Here is a 16,485-nt window from a genome sequence, read left to right as displayed (position 1 = left end):
CACCGAGCGCGAGCCCGATGCCCAGCTTCGACAGCGCCGCAAGCGTCGTGCTGACTTTCTGCTTGGTATGATCGACGAACAGATTTTCGGTCAGCTCCAGGCAGAGCAGTTCCGGCGGCAGACCGGTCTCGGCAAGCACCGTGGCCACGACTTTTTCGAAATCGCCGTTCCAGATCTGAGCCGGAGACACGTTCACCGAAATGGTCCTGGCCGGCAATCCGGCGTCGAGCCAGCCGCGCATCTGCTGGCAGGCATCGCGGAGCACCCAGTGGCCGAGGTCGACGATCAGGCCGGTGGTTTCGGCGATCGGAATGAACTCCGCCGGCGAAATCGGTCCGCGTTCGGGGTGGCTCCAGCGCAGCAGCGCTTCGAAGCCGATGACCCGGCCCGTCTTCAGATCGATCTGGGGCTGGTAATGCGTTTCGAGGCCGCCGCTGTCGACGGCGTGGCGCAGGCGCCGGCCGAGGTCGAGCCGCTGGTCGACCGCCTCGGCGTAGATCGGTTCGAACAGCAGCGCCCGGCCGCGTCCGGCTTCTTTGGCCATGTAGAGCGCAAGGTCCGCGTTGCGCGAGGCCTTCTCGGCGGTTGCGCCGTGCTCCGGCAAGATGGCGATGCCGATGGTGGCGCCGATGCAGGCTTCGCCTTCGGCAAGCTCGACCGGGATCGACAGTTTCGCGATCAATCGATCGGCAAGGGCGGTCGTTGCTTCGGCAGACGTCGTTGGACTGTTGGTCAGTACCGCGAATTCGTCGCCGCCGATCCGGGCGATGAAGGCTTGCGGATCCAGCTCCTGCCGCAACACTCCCGCCACATGAATCAGCAAGGCGTCGCCGGTGGAATGGCCGAGGGAATCGTTGACCTCCTTGAATCGGTCGAGGTCTATCAGCAGCAGCGCGTTCTGTTCGCTTTCCGAAATGGGCTTCTCGAACAGATCCACGAGTTGGCGCTTAAAGAGCGCACGATTGGCGAGTCCGGTCAGAGGATCGGTATAAGCGAGCTGCTCCAGCCGCCGCTCGGCCTCCTTGCGCTCTGTGACGTCTTGAGCGGTGCCGATCAGGCCGATGACCTTGCCGTTGGAGGTCTCGGCCTTGCAGATGATCGCCAGATCGCGCGGCGCGCCGTCGGTGTGCAGGACACGGATGTCCGTGGCTTCGGTCTTGCTGCTGCGCAGAACCCGCTTCTGGATCTTCAGTAACCGTTCGGCATCGTCGTCCAGAAAGTAAGCCTTCGTGCCGTCGTAGGTCGGCTCGAACGCATCAGGCTCCAAGCCGAGCAGTTGATAGAGCTCGGGCGACCAGACGGTTCGGCCGGTGTCCAGCCGATGATACCAGGTCCCTATCTTGCCGAGCCGATGAGCCTCTTCCAGAGCCCCCGTACGCTGGTCGAGCAAGGTTCGAGCAGCCTCGAGCTGGGTGATATCGCTCGCGGTGCCGCGATAGCCGAGGAATCTCCCGTCATCGGCAAAGATCGGCTTGCCGCTGGTGCAGATACTAACACGCGATCCATCGTTTCCAATCGATGTGTAGACAAAGTCACGGAAAGGGCGATGAGCTTCCATGTCCGCCCTGTGCGAGGCCATGGAGTCTTCTTCTTCGGGTGCGTAAGACAGCTCCCATCGCGCCCTTCCGCCGGACGCGACGGATTGCAGGGCTGCATTGCCATCGACTGATTTGGGATAGGGCAGCAGCCGATGGTCGGGACCGCTTTCCCAACACCAGTCCGAAGCGGTGCTGACGAAATCCGCGAGACGCTGTTCGCTCTCGGCGAGTTGCCGAAGAGCGGACGTTTCCGGCGTGACGTCCCGAACCACGCCGAACACCCGCTGGACCTGCCCGTTCGAATCGAATTCCGGTTCGCCGTGCACCACGCAATCAAGCGGACTGCCATCAGGCTTCGGAAGTTTCGTCTCCACCGCAAAGGGCCGCCCCTCTGCCCAGCATGCGGCGTAATGGGCCTGCAGAACATCGCGGCTTTCGGTCAGGTCACGTTCACACATCGCCGCAATCGGAACGGACCCATCGGGCGTTTGGAAGTCGTAGAGGGAGGCGAATTCGGGCGACATCCAGAAGTCGGTCTCGGCGGCGCTGTGCGACTCCCAATACGCGACGCGCGCCATCCTCATCGCCCGGCGCAGCGACCACTCCTGATGCCACCCCCGCGGTTCTCGTGGGTATGGCTGCCGCAATGACGCTCCACGAACGGCCATCTTCCCCACCAAACACCAAGCCACACCACGTAAAATGGTAACATGAAGCGGTTGGGTAGCAGAGCGGCAAGTTTCCACGGGATCGGAGCGCGCTGGATCGTGGTATAATTTGCGTGAACCTGAACCGAAACCGGATGGGGCCGCGTCCTGCCGAAATCAGAATGCCGCCTCCAATTCCGCCACGTTCGAGTGTGCTTGGCCGGATCGCCCTGGGTCGCGTACTTCACAAAGCCCCCAGCAAATCCTCCCGCAGATCCTCGTAGTCCTCCAGCCCCACCGAGATTCGGATCAGCCCGTCGGTGAATCCGTGCCGGGCGCGTTCGGCGGGATCGTAGGTGGCGTGGGTCATGCTGGCGGGGTGTTGGATCAGGGTCTCGGCGTCGCCGAGGCTGACGGCGCGGGTGGCAAGTTTCACGCGGTCCATGAAGCTGCGGCCGGCGTCCAGTCCGCCTTTCAGTTCGAGCGCGATCCTGCCGCCCATGGCGCGCATCTGCCGCTGCGCGAGTTTGCGCTGCGGATGGCTGTCGAGGCCGGGGTAGTACACCGCGGTGACGGCGGGATGCGCCTCGAGGTCGTGCGCGAGCTTTGCGGCGGTGGCGCTGTGGCGGTCCATGCGGAGGTTCAGAGTCTTCAAGCCGCGCAGGATCAGGAAGGCGTCGAACGCCGAGATGCAGGCGCCGTTCAGCTCCTTGATGCCGACAAAGCGGAGCTGATCGATGATCTCCTTCTGCCCCACCACCGCGCCGGCCAGCAGATCGCCGTGGCCACCGAGATATTTGGTCGCCGAATGGGTGACCAGATCGGCGCCGAGGTCGAGCGGGCGTTGCAGATACGGCGTGCAATAGGTGTTGTCGACGACCAGGCGGATTCCGGCGCGCCGGCAGATCTCCGCGCAGGCGGCGATGTCGACCAGCCGCATGTTCGGATTGGTCGGAGTCTCGGTGAACACCAGCCGGGTGTTGGGCGCGAGCGCGGCCTGCAGGTTGGCGGGCTCGGTCAGGTCCGCGAACGTCACCTGAATGCCGAACCGCGGCAGGTGATGCTCGAACAGCCCGAAGGTGCAGCCATACAGCATCTGGTCGGCGACGATACGGTCGCCGGCCTGCAGCAGCGTCCAGATCAGCGCCGTCAGGGCGCCGACGCCAGACGACGTGGCGAGCGCGGCCTCGCCGCCCTCCAGCGCCGCCAGCCGGCTTTCCAGCACCGCCACGGTCGGATTGCCGACCCGCGAATACACAAAACCTTCGGCCTCGCCGGCGAACCGTGCGGCACCCTCGGCAGCGCTGGCGAAGGCGTAGGTCGAGGTGAGGAACAACGGCGGGTTCAGTGCGCCGTGATGCGCGAGCGGGTCGTAGCCGTGGTGGATCGCGGTGGTGGCAAAGCCGGGCAAGGGGGCGGATTCGGTCATGGCGGGGCTCCTTCGTGGCCAGTATGGCCCGATTGCCGCCGCCGAACTTGCCAATCATGCCATTCTGACGCTACGATTTGGCAATCATCGCTACATTGCTGCGCAGCATATGACCAATCCTGCCAAGATTGCTTTGGATGCAATCGACCTCAAGATCCTCGCCGAGCTGCAGGCCGACGCCCGGATTCCCAACATCGTGCTGGCCGAGAAGGTCGGGCTGTCGCCGTCGCCGTGCTCGCGGCGGGTCAAGCTGCTGGAGCAGGCCGGCGTGCTGGCGAGCTACCGGGCGCTGGTCGATCGCGCCGCGGTCGGGCTGGCGGTCACGGCGTTCGCCTTCATTCGGGTCGAGCGGCATTCCCGCGACAATGCCGAGAGCTTCATTGCGGCGGTGCAGACCATGCCGGAGGTGATCGCCTGCCATCTGGTGTCCGGCGACAGCGACTTCCTGCTCGAAGTGGTGGTGCCGGACATCGCCAGCTACGAGGCGACCGTGCTGCGCGGCCTCCTGGCGCTGCCGACGGTGCGTGACATCCGCACCTCGTTTGCGATGCGCAGCTACAAGCTCAGCGGCCCGCTGCCGCTGCCGGCGGTCTGATCACGCCGGCAGATGCTGCCGCACCCAGCGCACGATCTGCTGTGCCGGCATCGCGCCCGAGGTGCGGGCACGCTCGCGGCCGTTCTCGAACAGGATCATGGTCGGGATGCCCTGGATGCCGAGCCGGGCGGCGATCTGCTGTTCGTTGTCGGAGTTCAGCTTGATCAGGCGAACGTTCGGCTCCAGCTCGCGCGCGGCCTGCTCGTAGGCCGGCGCCATCGCCCGGCACGGGCCGCACCACGGCGCCCAGACATCGACCAGCACCGGCACGCTGCTACGCGATACCTGCTTGTCGAACAGTTCGCCGCTGACGTCGGCCGGGTGGCCTTCGAACAGTCTGGCGCCGCACTTGCCGCATTTGCCGTCGAGCGCCGGGCGCTGCTCCGGCAGCCGGTTGACGCCGCCGCAATGCGTACACACCACCAGTTGGTCGGACATGATCAGGGCCTCCTCGATTAGTCATCTAGGCGTTCGCTTCGCCATTGCGAGGAGGCGAAGCCGATGACGGGGCGAAGCGTTGCTACGGCACCAGCACCGCTGCACCGAGCAGTTCGCCGGCGCGGAGTTTGCCGAGCACGGCGCCGGCGTCGCGCAGCGGGAAGGCGTGGGTCTCGGTTCTGATGCCGGCCCGCGCTGCGACGTCGAGAAAATCGACGCCGTCCTGCCGGGTCAGATTGGCGACCGAGACGAGCTGGCGCTCCTCCCACAGCAGATCATACGGAAAGCTCGGGATGTCGCTCATATGGATGCCGGCGCAGACCACGCGGCCGCCCTTGCGCACCGCCTTCAGCGCCGCCGGTACCAGGCCGCCGACCGGCGCGTAGATGATCGCGGCGTCGAGCGGCTCGGGCGGCAGCTCTTCCGACGCGCCGGCCCATACCGCCCCTAAGCTGCGGGCGAACTCCTGGGCGGCGACGTCGCCGCCACGAGTAAAGGCGTAAACCTGCCGACCCTGCCAGCGCGCCACCTGTGCCACGATGTGCCCGGCGGCGCCGAAGCCGTAGATGCCCAGCCGCTCCGCCGGTCCGGCGATCACCAGAGAGCGCCAGCCGATCAGCCCGGCGCACAACAGCGGCGCGATCGCGACGTCGTCGCCCTGTTCGCCGAGCGGAAATGCGTAGCGCGCGTCGGCGATGGCGTGGCTCGCGAAGCCGCCGTCGCGGGTGTAGCCGGTGAACAGCGGCGCGTCGCACAGGTTTTCCATGCCGCTGCGGCAGTAGCGGCACACCCCGCAGGTGTGGCCGAGCCAGGGAATGCCGACGCGGTCGCCGATCCGGTGGGTGGTGACGCCGGCGCCGACCGCTGCAACGCGGCCGACGATCTCGTGGCCCGGGATGATCGGATAGCGGATGTTGGGCAGTTCGCCGTCGACGACGTGCAGATCGGTGCGGCAGACGCCGCAGGCGCTCACCGTCACCAGCACTTCGCCGTCGCCCGGGTGCGGGGTGTCGCGCTGCTGCCATTGCAGCGGCGTGCCCGGCGCCGTCAGCACCATCGCATCCATCACGGGCCTCCCGGGTCGGAGATCGGATGCGTTCGGTTATATTGCGCTTGCGCGGATCGATCAAAGCGGAGCGGGTCAGCTCCGCTCGCGTGCCACCCAGTTTTCGCCCTGCTTGCGGTATTGCTTCTTCACCGCGGCCCAGGCGACGCGATGTGCGGTGGCTTCCTGCTCGTCCGGCCCGCGGTCCTGGTATTCGGCGAAGGCGTTGTTGAAGGCCGCGATGTAGATCTCCTGCGCATGCAGCGGCAGCCGCACCTGCAACCCCGGCGGAAGATCGTCGGTGGATCCATAAGGCACGCGCGCCCTCCCTCGCGGCGCTGCTGCGGCGCCACCGATGTCACGCTCGCACCCGATTGCGGCAAGCTCGCGTCGTGTGGGATGACGTTGACGCCGGTCAATCGGTCGGCCGTTGCTCTCTCCTAGACTGCCCGCAGCCCGGCCGGTCAGGCTTGGCCAAGAGCAAGCAGAGGGGATGGCGATGACGTCTCCAGCTTCGGGAATCCCGCCGCCGCTGAACGGGCGATCGTTCGCGGTGCTGCGCGAGCTGATGGTCGAGCGCCAGATCGTTGCGCGCGGCGTGCATGATCCGCGGGTGCTCGCCGCGATGCGCAAGGTGCCGCGCGAAGCCTTCCTGCCCGAACCGATGCGCGATCTGGCGTACGAAGACGCTCCGGTGCCGATCGCCGGCGAGCAGACGATGTCGCAGCCCTACATCGTGGCTCTGATGATGGAAGCGCTGCTGCTGCAGGGCGGCGACAATGTGCTCGAGATCGGTACCGGCTCCGGCTACGCCGCTGCGGTGCTGGGCGAGATCGCCGGACACGTCGCCACGGTCGAGCGCATCGCCACGCTGGCGGATACTGCGGCGGCCAAGCTTGCCGAACTCGGCTACGTTGATGTCCACGTGCATCAGGGCGACGGCACCCGCGGCTGGCCGCCGGACGCCCCCTACGACGCCATCGTGGTCGCAGCCGGCGGACCGCAGGTGCCGGACTCACTGAAGGCGCAATTGAAGATCGGCGGCCGCCTGGTGATGCCGGTTGGAGCCGATCAGCACGCCCAGCAACTGGTGCGGCTGACGCGGCTCGGCGAAGCCGATTTCAAGCAAGACCGTCTCGGCGACGTCCGCTTCGTGCCGCTGCTCGGCGCCGAAGGCTGGCAGCGGGTCGAGCCCGCCGACAAAACGGCACGCGACAACGGATGACCACCACTGCGGAAGATCAGCATTGCCCGATCTTCATCGGTCTGGAACAAAGGCGGTGCTAAAGTTCGAAGATCGGCCGTCGGCGATCGTCACGGCCCCCTCACGACCAGTTCGAATCAAATCCAACAACACGCAGCCGGGGAGCGCGACATGATCAAGGATCTCATCGTCAATCTCGAACGTAGCAAGGAGCGCCAGCAGATCACCGACATTGCGATCGGCCTCGCCCGGATGTTCGACGCCCATGTGGCCGGCTGCTGCTTCGCCTATGATTCGCTGCCGAGCTTCACCATGCCGGACTTCCCGTCCGATGTGCTCAGCAAGATGTTGGCGGCGAGCGAAGAAGCGGCGGCCGCGGCGGTCGCGCAGTTCGAAGCCGCGTGCAAGCGCGAGGGCGTGTCCGCCGAGCATCATCTGCTCGAGACCGCCTACGGCACCTCGGGACGTTTCCCGAAGATGGCGCGACGGTTCGATCTGTCGGTGATCATGCAGTCCGACGCGGAGAACGGCGACAACGACATCCTGATCGAGCAGGTGCTGTTCGACTCGGGGCGTCCGCTGCTGATCCTGCCCTACATCCAGAAGAACCCGCTCAAGCTCGACCGCGTAATCTGCGGCTGGGACGGCAGCCGCGCCGCGACCCGCGCCATCAACGACGCCAAGCCGTTCCTGCGCCGCGCCGGTCAGGTCGAACTGGTGATCGTGCGCGACCACAAGGTACGCGACCCCAACGAGCTGCGCGGCATCGAGATCGCCAATCATCTGGCGCGGCACGACGTCAAGGTCGACATCAAGACCATCACGGCGCCGGACATCGGCGTCGCCGCCACCATCCTGTCGCACGCCGCTGACACCTCCACCGATCTTCTGGTGATGGGTGGTTACGGCCACTCCCGCCTGCGCGAATTCGTGCTCGGCGGCGTCACCCGCGAGATGCTGGCCTCGATGACCGTCCCGGTGCTGATGTCGCATTGAGACTGAAACAAGAGCCCTCGCTCTCCGCGTCGTTGCGAGGAGCACTCGGATCGGCGCGTTCCGCGCCGTCCGAGCACAGGCTCCGCGACGAAGCCATTCAAGTCACCGTCATTCCGGGGCGCGCGTAGCGCGAACCCGGAATCCCGAGATTGTTGCGCACCAGGCCGTTTCCACGACGTCGAGATTCCGGGCTCGCGCAGCTTCGCTGCGCGCCCCGGAATGACCGCTTGGATTGCTCCGTCGCTGCTCGCCTCGCAATCACGGAGTGTGCGTGGCGAAGTAACCTACACACACTTCCGAATATACGGCCGGTTGATCTCCCACAGCTCGTCGAGGAGCTTCTCGGCGGCGACCGCCGAGTTGATCACCGGATCGATCAGCAGCGCCTGCAGCGCCAGCTTCTTGGACGCGTGCACCGCGGCGTCGACCGCGAGCTGCTGCACGCTGGCCTGCATCAGCATCAGCTTGGCGATCGGGTCGGGTAGCGGGCCGAGCGACACCGGATGCACGCCGGCGGCATCCACCGTCACCGGCACTTCGACCGCAAGGTCCGCCGGCAGGTTGGGAATGACGCCCTGATTGTAGACGATGCCGGATTCGATGAAGCGCTTCTGGTCGTGCAGCATCGCGGCAATCACCGCCGCGCCGCGTTCGCCGGACGGCTCGGTCCACCATTGCGGGATCGGCATGGTGCCGCCCAGCACGCCGTCGAGCTGATTTAGAAATTCGCCGCGCCAGCGTTCGTCCTGGTCGAAATCGTAGCCGTTCTCGCCGGCTTCCCAACCGTAAGGCAGATACTCGCCGAGATGATCGTCGCTGCAGGTCAGCCAGTAGCCGAACGCGCGATACAGCCGCCGCGTGAACCGCCAGGCATCCGGATCGAAGCTCTGCTCGGCGGCGCGAAACCGCGGATACAGGTCCTCGCCGGTGTCGCGATGGCGGATCTGCATCAGGCACTGGAAGTGATTGAGCCCGGCGCCCCAGACTTCGATCTCTTCGCGTGGCATCTGCATGATGTAGGCGATCGCGTCGCGGCCCATGAAGATGCCGTGACACAGCCCGATGTGGCGCACCTTGGTGTAGCGGCCGAGCGCCAGAATGATCCGGCTCTCCGGATTGGAGTAGTTGAGGAACAGCGCGTTCGGACACAGCTCCTCGATGTCGCGGATGAAGTCGAACACCAAGGGCAGCGTCCGGAGCGTGAAGAACAATCCGCCGGGGCCGCCGTTCTCGCCGAGCGTGTGACGGATGCCGTGCTTCTTCGGCACCTCGAAGTCCTGCTTCCAGAGCCGGTTGCGATCGATCGCGGTGGCATTGATGACGAAGCCGGCGCCATCCAGCGCGGCGCGGCGGTCGGTGGTCTGCTCGATGATCAGTCCGGCACCGGACCTTGCGTTCATCAGCTTCGCCAGCTCGGTCATTCGGCCGAGCGTTGCCGGATTGCGTCCGACCAGCGTCAGCGTCGAACCGGCCAGCACCGGCGATGCGAACAGGTCACGAAACATGCTGAGACCGAACGACGCACTGGAAGCGCCGAGGAACACGATCTTGGTGGTGTTGGCCATCTCGGCTCGTCTCCATCAGCAGGCCGATTGCCGGCATTTGACGGGCACATCTGCGCAGGCGTTGCAGCGTGGCTGCAGGCTACGGCGCCCAATGAGTGAACCGCAACGGTGCGGTCGCGATCTTGACCCCGATCAACGGCGTCGGCACATGGCCACGCCACACTGTGCCTCCCCGCCCGCCATTCGGCACTTTCAAAACCCCTCAAATCGGAGCCTGCCCCACGATGGTCGACATCGTCACCCTCACGCCCAATCCTGCGGTCGACCTGTCGACGTCGGTCGAGCGTCTGGTGCCGAGCCGCAAGCTGCGTTGCGCGGCGCAGAAGCGTGATCCCGGCGGCGGTGGCATCAACGTGGCGCGGGTGGTGAAGCGGTTCGGCGGTGACGTCGAGGCGATCTTCCCGGCCGGCGGCTTCACCGGCAAGCTGCTCAAGCTGCTGCTCGACGAGGAGAGCGTCCCGAGCCGCATCGTCGAGGCGGTGGCGGAGACGCGCGAGGATTTCTCGGTCAGCGAAAACGCCACCGGCGAACAATACCGCTTCGTGCTGCCCGGCCTGCCGCTCGCCGAGCACGAATGGCGCGGCATGCTCGACACCTTGGCGGCGACCTCGCCGGCGCCGAAGATCGTGATCGGCAGCGGCAGCCTGCCGCCGGGCGTCCCGGTCGATTTCTACGCGCAGGCCGCCGCGGTGGCGAAGCAGCTCGGCGCCAAATTCTTCCTCGACACGTCCGGCAAGCCGCTGACCGCGGCGCTTGCCCAGGGCGTCACGCTGATCAAGCCGAACCTGCGCGAGATGCAGGAACTCGCCGGCCGCCCGCTGGGCTGCGAGAAGGAATGGGTCGACGCCGCGCGGGCGCATATCAGCGCCGGTCAGGTCGAGATCGTGGCACTGTCGCTCGGCCATCTCGGCGCGCTGCTGGTCACCAAGGACCAGGCACTGCGATCGCCGGCACTGCCGGTGACCCCGGTGTCGACGGTCGGGGCCGGTGACAGTTTCCTCGGCGCGATTGCGTATCGGCTGGCCCAAGGCGGCTCGATTGCGGATGCGTTCCGGCTCGGCCTTGCGGCAGGCTCGGCCACTCTGACGGTCCACGGCACGCAATTGTGCGGCCCGGATGAGGTCGAGCGGCTTTACGCCCAGGTGATCATCGAGCCGATCTGACGAAGCGTGAGGCCCCGCGCGGGTTTTGCCGCGCGGCACAGGAACTGTTCGCGGAACCCTTGGTTGACGTGCGCTAGGGCTGGCGGCGCGTTGCCAGGGAGTTCGCATGTCCCAAGACGAGTCCCGACTTCACGACACCGACATCCCCGATCGCCCCGACGGCACGGTTGCGTATGACGGCCCGGCCGGCGGCTGGGGCTCGCTGCAGGGGATCAGCCGGATCTTCGGCAAGGAGTGGAGTTCGCCGGCGGCGATCGAAACCCTGATGCGCCAGAACAAGCCGAAAGGCTTCATGTGCGTGTCCTGCTCCTGGGCCAAACCTGCCGACTATCATACCTTCGAATTCTGCGAGAACGGCGCCAAGGCGACGCTGTGGGAGCTGACCAGCGCACGCTGCACGCCGGAGTTCTTTGCCGAGCACAGCGTCACCGAGCTGCGCGGCTGGTCCGACTACGACCTCGAAATGCAGGGCCGCCTCACCCACCCGATGCGCTACGACGCCGCCACCGATCACTACGTGGCGTGCGAGTGGGACGAGGCGTTTCAGGCGATCGGAGAGCATCTGCGCTCGCTCGATCCGAAATCGGTGGTGTTCTATGCGTCCGGCCGCGCCAGCCTCGAGACGTCGTATCTCTACGCGCTGTTCGCGCGGCTGTACGGCAACAACAACCTCCCCGACAGCTCCAACATGTGCCACGAGACCACCTCGGTGGCGCTGAAGAAGCTGCTCGGCGTCGGCGTGGGCACGGTGGTGTTCGACGATCTGTCGAACTGCGACGCGATGTTCTTCTTCGGCCAGAATACCGGCTCGAACAGCCCGCGCTTTCTGCATCCGCTGCAGGATGCCGCTCAGCGCGGGGTCGAGATCATCACCTTCAACCCGGTGCGCGAGAAGGGCCTCGAAAGCTTCGTCAATCCGCAGAACCCGGCCGAGATGCTGACCGGCCGCGAGACCAAGATCAGCAGCCAGTATCACCAGGTCAAGGCTGGCGGCGATGTCGCGGTGCTGATCGGTCTGTGCAAGCACGTGTTCGCGCGCGACGACGAGGCCAAGCGCGAGGGCCGCCGCGTGCTCGACGTCGATTTTATCGAAGCGCACACCCATGGGCTCGACGAATTCGAGGCCAAGGTTCGCGCCACCTCGTGGGAGGAGATCGAGCGCGAGTCCGGTCTCAGCCGCGTGGCGATCGAGGCGGCGGGCGACGTCTATGTGAAGGCCGATCGGGTGATCGGCATCTACGGCATGGGGCTGACCCAGCACGCCCACGGTTTCTTGAATGTCGCGATGTTCGTCAATCTGCTGCTGCTGAAGGGCAATATCGGCCGCGACGGCACCGGCATCTCGCCGGTGCGCGGTCATTCCAACGTGCAGGGCCAGCGCACCGTCGGCATTTCCGAAAAGCCTGAGCTGGTGCCGCTGGACAAGATGGCCGAGCAGTTCGGTTTCACGCCGCCGCGCGACAAGGGCATGAACACGGTCGAAGCCTGCCACGGCATTCTGGAGGGCAAGGTCGGCGCCTTCATCGGCCTCGGCGGAAACTTCGTCCGCGCCATCCCCGAGCGCGACGCGATGGAAGCCGCCTGGACGCGGATGCAGCTCACCGTGCAGATCGCCACCAAACTGAATCGCAGCCATCTCATCAACGGCAAGTCCGCCTACCTGCTGCCCTGCCTCGGCCGCACCGAACAGGACATCCAGGCCAGCGGCCCGCAGGCGGTGACGATGGAAGACACCTTCAGCTGCATCCAGGGCTCGATCGGGCTGCGCAAGCCTGCGAGCGAACATCTCAAGTCGGAGCTCGCAATCGTCGCCGGCATCGCCAAGGCGACGTTGCCGGGCGGCAACCCGAAGCTGAAATGGGACGACTGGGTCGGCGACTACGGCCTGGTCCGCGACCTGATCGAGGAGAGCTACCCGGAGATGTTCGGCGACTTCAACGCGCGGATGTTCACGCCCGGCGGTTTCTACAAGGGCAACGCGGCGCGCGAGCGGATCTGGAAGACCGAGAGCGGCAAGGCGGAGTTCACCACGCCAGGTCGCTTGAATTCGATCGGCTTCGACGATGCGCCCGGCCGCTACCGGCTGATCACGATGCGCTCCAACGACCAGTTCAACACCACGATCTACGGCATGAGCGACCGGCTGCGCGGCATCGAGGGTCGCCGTGACGTGCTGTTGATCAACCCGGACGAGATGGCGAGGGCCGGTCTGACCGAAGGCCAGGCGGTTTGGCTCGAAGGTGACGCCGGCGATGGCGTGCATCGCGAGGCCGGGCCGCTTGTCGTGACGCCGTTCAAGCTGCCTGACGGCTGCTTAGGGGCCTATTATCCGGAGATGAACCCGCTGATCCCGGTGTGGCACCATGACGGTCCGTCAAAGACTCCGGCGGCGAAATCGGTGCCGGTGCGGATCAGGATCTGAGGCGGCATTCCGGCTTGATCCACGTCATCGCCTGTTCACGCCGTTCGATTAAGCCGCGGCAGGTGCGTCGTCGCACGCGCGTCATCCTGCCGGCTCGCGGATTGCTGCGATCGAATGATCGGGTTGCGTCTTCGCACGGCGGGGTGGCATTGCAAGCCTTGCACGCGTCGGCCACTATGTGGCGCTGCGACATCGCCGTCGTCTTGCGCAAGACATCGTCGTGCACAGTGGGAATGGCCGGCTTCCGGCCGCTGGAATGAGAGGCCGCATGAGTCAAGGTGTCACCGCTCCGTTCGCCCGTCATGCGATGGCTTACGTGCTGGCGGGAGGACGCGGCAGCCGGCTGATGGAGCTGACCGACTGGCGCGCCAAACCGGCGGTGTATTTCGGCGGCAAGTCCCGCATCATCGATTTCGCGCTGTCGAATGCGCTGAACTCCGGCATCCGCCGCATCGCAGTGGCGACGCAGTATAAGGCTCACAGCCTGATTAGGCATCTGCAGCGCGGCTGGAACTTCTTCCGCCCGGAGCGCAATGAGAGCTTCGACATTCTGCCGGCGAGCCAGCGCGTCTCGGAAGAGATGTGGTACCGGGGCACGGCCGACGCCGTCTACCAGAACATCGACATCATCGAGAGCTACGATCCGAAATTCATCGTCCTGCTCGCGGGCGATCACGTCTACAAGATGGATTACGAGAAGATGCTGCAGCAGCACGTCGAGCAGGGGGCCGACGTCACCGTCGGCTGTCTCGAGGTCGATCGCATGGAGGCGACCGCATTCGGTGTGATGCACATCGACGAAACCGACCGCATCATGTCGTTCCTGGAAAAGCCGGCCGATCCGCCGGCAATGCCCGGCAAGGCCGACAAGTCGCTGGTCAGCATGGGCATCTACGTCTTCGAAACCAAGTTCCTGCTCGACGAACTGCGCCGCGACGCCGCCGATCCGAATTCGTCGCACGATTTCGGCAAGGACATCATCCCCTACATCGTCAAGCACGGCAAAGCGGTGGCGCATCACTTCGACAAGTCGTGCCGCCGGTCGAGCTCGGAAGCGATCAGCTACTGGCGCGACGTCGGCACCGTCGATGCCTATTGGGCCGCTAATATCGATCTCACCGATATCGTGCCGGAGCTCGACCTCTACGACCGCGAATGGCCGATCTGGACCTATGGCGAGATCACGCCGCCGGCGAAATTCGTCCACGACAAGGAAGGCCGCCGCGGCGAAGCGGTATCGTCGCTGGTGTCCGGCGGCTGCATCATCTCGGGTGCGTCGCTGCGGCACACGCTGCTGTTCACCGGCGTCCGCGTGCACTCGTTCTCGCATGTCGAGAACACCGTAGTGCTGCCCTATGCTGACATCGGCCGCTCGTGCCGGCTGACTAACGTCGTGGTCGACGCCGAGGTCAAGCTGCCTGCCGGTCTGGTGGTCGGTGAAGATCCCGAACTCGATGCCAAGCGGTTCAGGCGCACCGAGAATGGCGTCTGCCTGATTACCCGCGCGATGATCGAGAAGCTCGACGCATGACCACAATGGCGGTTCTCTCTGTTGCGTCGGAACTGTTTCCGCTGATCAAGACCGGCGGGCTCGCCGATGTGGCCGGCGCATTGCCGGCCGCCCTGCGCGCCAACGACATCGCCGTCACCTCGCTGCTGCCGGGCTATCCCGCGGTGCTGGGCGGTATCGAGAATCCGCAGCAGGTCCACAGCTTCAACGAGCTGTTCGGCGGCACCGCGCGGCTGCTGGCGGCGCGCTGCGGCGATCTCGATCTGTTCGTGCTCGACGCACCGCATCTCTATGTCCGGCCCGGCAATCCCTATGTCGGCCCCGACGGCAAGGATTGGCCCGACAATGGCTTGCGTTTTGCGGCGCTGGCACAGGTCGGCGCCGCGATTGGCCAGGGTCTGCTGTCGCACTACAAGCCGGATGTGCTGCACGCCCATGATTGGCAGACCGGGCTGTTGCCGGCCTATCTGAAATACAGCGGCCGGCCTGGGCCGAAGACCGTCTTCACCATCCACAATCTCGCGTTCCAGGGCCGGTTCCCCTACGAACTGCTCGCCAGGCTGGGGCTGCCGGAGCGCGCCTTCGGCCTCGACGGCATCGAGTATTACGGCGGCATCGGCTACCTCAAGGCCGGCCTGCAGCTCGCCGACCGCATCACCACTGTGTCGCCGACCTACGCGGCCGAGATCCAGGGTTCGGAAGCCGGCATGGGCCTCGACGGCCTGTTGCGGCTGCGCTCGAACCGGCTGTCCGGCATCCTCAACGGTGTCGACACCGACGTCTGGAATCCGGCCAACGATGCGTTGATCTCGGCCACTTACGACGTCGAAAGCATCGCAGCCCGCACCCGCAACAAAAAGGTGCTGCAAGCGCGGTTCGGTCTCAAGCCCGAGCCGGGCGCGCTGCTGTACGGCGTGATCAGCCGGCTGTCGTGGCAGAAGGGTCTCGACCTGTTGCTCGAAGCCTTGCCGCAGTTGATCGCGGGCGGCGCACAGCTCGCCCTGCTCGGCTCCGGCGATGCCGAACTCGAACACGCCTACGCCGCCGCGGCCCGCAAGTATCCCGGCCAGGTCGGCGCGGTGATCGGCTATGACGAAGGGCTGGCGCATCAGGTCCAGGCCGGTGCCGACGCGCTGCTGGTGCCGTCGCGGTTTGAACCCTGCGGCCTGACGCAGCTCTGCGCCTTGCGCTATGGCGCGGTGCCGGTGGTGGCGCGGGTCGGCGGGTTGGCGGATACCGTGGTCGACGCCAACGAGATGGCGACCGCCACCGGCGTCGCGACCGGCGTCCAGTTCGCACCGGTGACGACCGACGCGCTGATCAAGGCGTTCGGCAAAACCCGCGCGCTGTTCGCCGACGTCGTCGCCTGGCGCAATCTGCAGATCAACGGCATGACCACCGACGTGTCGTGGAAGAACCCGGCGCAGCACTACGCAAAGCTGTATCGCGATCTGGTGGCGGAGCGCTGAGCCGCTCTTCTCTTTTCTCGCAAAGCAACTGTCTTGATCGCGATCGCTGCTCGTGACAGCGATGTCGCATGACGATCCCGCCAAGGGACGCAAGGCGACAACAAAGGGAGAAACCCATGCCCAGCCAGGACACCGTCCGGATCGAGCGCGACGGTCCAGTCACCATCGTGACGATCGATCGCCCCGAACGCCGTAACGCCGTCGACGGCGCCACCGCCAAGAAGCTGTACGACGCCTTCCTGGCGTTCGATGCCGACGAGACCGCCTCGGTGGCGGTGTTCACCGGGGCCGGCGGCACGTTCTGCGCCGGGGCCGATCTGAAAGCGGTGGCGGCGGGCGATGCCGAGAAGAAGCGCGAGATTGCCGGCCACAACACCCTGGCGCCGATGGGCCCGAGCCGGCTGCGGCTCACCAAGCCGGTGATCGCTGCGGTCGAAGGCTTTGCGGTCGCCGGCGGCCTCGGG

14 protein-coding genes are annotated in these 16,485 nt (G+C 65.8%); 8 read left to right on the top strand and 6 right to left on the bottom strand.

The genetic code is table 11. The annotated features are described in order from the left end of the window. A partial coding sequence (locus tag DU475_RS18535) for a sensor domain-containing protein (protein ID WP_246700363.1) occupies positions 1–2,116 on the bottom strand: 2,116 nt, incomplete at its 3' end. 313 nt (positions 2,117–2,429) lie between these two features. Beyond that, a complete protein-coding gene (gene megL / locus DU475_RS18530) occupies positions 2,430–3,614 on the bottom strand; it encodes a methionine gamma-lyase (protein WP_164632962.1) in 1,185 nt (394 codons plus the stop codon). Positions 3,615–3,723: 109 nt separating this feature from the next. On the opposite strand from megL, the gene DU475_RS18525 reads away from it, so the two are divergent. Then, the gene (locus tag DU475_RS18525) at positions 3,724–4,209 is read left to right on the top strand and encodes an Lrp/AsnC family transcriptional regulator (RefSeq protein WP_114360179.1); all 486 of its coding nucleotides are present in this window, start codon (positions 3,724–3,726) and stop codon (positions 4,207–4,209) included. On the opposite strand, the gene trxC is transcribed toward DU475_RS18525, so the two are convergent. The 3 genes from trxC to DU475_RS18510 all read right to left on the bottom strand — a co-directional run bounded on the left by trxC (position 4,210) and on the right by DU475_RS18510 (position 6,010). Then, positions 4,210–4,647 carry a thioredoxin TrxC gene (trxC, locus tag DU475_RS18520; protein ID WP_164632961.1) on the bottom strand — a complete coding sequence of 146 codons (438 nt, stop codon included), beginning with the start codon at positions 4,645–4,647 and terminating at the stop codon, positions 4,210–4,212. It abuts the gene before it with no gap. A gap of 82 nt (positions 4,648–4,729) precedes the next feature. After that, positions 4,730–5,713, bottom strand: coding sequence for a zinc-dependent alcohol dehydrogenase family protein (locus DU475_RS18515; protein ID WP_164632960.1), 984 nt, complete (start codon positions 5,711–5,713; stop codon positions 4,730–4,732). A 75-nt stretch (positions 5,714–5,788) separates the two neighbouring features. Then, positions 5,789–6,010 carry a ChaB family protein gene (locus tag DU475_RS18510; RefSeq protein ID WP_047308573.1) on the bottom strand — a complete coding sequence of 74 codons (222 nt, stop codon included), beginning with the start codon at positions 6,008–6,010 and terminating at the stop codon, positions 5,789–5,791. 181 nt (positions 6,011–6,191) lie between these two features. Between DU475_RS18510 and DU475_RS18505 the strand changes: the two genes are divergently transcribed. Then, positions 6,192–6,917: a protein-L-isoaspartate(D-aspartate) O-methyltransferase gene (locus DU475_RS18505; protein WP_047308579.1), complete on the top strand. Its 726-nt coding sequence runs from the start codon at positions 6,192–6,194 to the stop codon at positions 6,915–6,917. A 150-nt stretch (positions 6,918–7,067) separates the two neighbouring features. Further along, entirely contained in the window at positions 7,068–7,892 is an 825-nt protein-coding gene (locus tag DU475_RS18500; protein WP_164632959.1) for a universal stress protein, read from the top strand. 284 nt (positions 7,893–8,176) lie between these two features. On the opposite strand, the gene DU475_RS18495 is transcribed toward DU475_RS18500, so the two are convergent. Then, on the bottom strand, positions 8,177–9,457 hold the full coding sequence (locus tag DU475_RS18495) for an alpha-glucosidase/alpha-galactosidase (RefSeq protein WP_164632958.1): 1,281 nt from the start codon (positions 9,455–9,457) through the stop codon (positions 8,177–8,179). A 224-nt stretch (positions 9,458–9,681) separates the two neighbouring features. Between DU475_RS18495 and DU475_RS18490 the strand changes: the two genes are divergently transcribed. The 5 genes from DU475_RS18490 to DU475_RS18470 form a co-directional block, all read left to right on the top strand. Then, positions 9,682–10,620 carry a 1-phosphofructokinase gene (locus DU475_RS18490; RefSeq protein WP_164632957.1) on the top strand — a complete coding sequence of 313 codons (939 nt, stop codon included), beginning with the start codon at positions 9,682–9,684 and terminating at the stop codon, positions 10,618–10,620. 106 nt (positions 10,621–10,726) lie between these two features. After that, positions 10,727–13,042, top strand: a complete 2,316-nt coding sequence (locus DU475_RS18485) for an FdhF/YdeP family oxidoreductase (protein ID WP_164632956.1) — start codon at positions 10,727–10,729, stop codon at positions 13,040–13,042. Between the two features lie 268 nt (positions 13,043–13,310). After that, a complete protein-coding gene (gene glgC / locus DU475_RS18480) occupies positions 13,311–14,573 on the top strand; it encodes a glucose-1-phosphate adenylyltransferase (protein ID WP_013500062.1) in 1,263 nt (420 codons plus the stop codon). Continuing rightward, the gene (gene glgA, locus DU475_RS18475; protein ID WP_164632955.1) at positions 14,570–16,021 is read left to right on the top strand and encodes a glycogen synthase GlgA; all 1,452 of its coding nucleotides are present in this window, start codon (positions 14,570–14,572) and stop codon (positions 16,019–16,021) included. The genes glgC and glgA overlap by 4 nt, the downstream gene beginning before the upstream one ends. A 116-nt stretch (positions 16,022–16,137) precedes the next feature. Continuing rightward, the coding region (locus DU475_RS18470; RefSeq protein WP_205524456.1) for an enoyl-CoA hydratase-related protein at positions 16,138–16,485 on the top strand (348 nt) is incomplete at its 3' end.

It is taken from the genome of Rhodopseudomonas sp. WA056, from assembly GCF_010906995.1.
Lineage (GTDB): Bacteria > Pseudomonadota > Alphaproteobacteria > Rhizobiales > Xanthobacteraceae > Rhodopseudomonas > Rhodopseudomonas palustris_G.
Note: the sequence above shows the minus strand (reverse complement) of the source record. Positions and strands in the feature narration are given on the sequence as shown.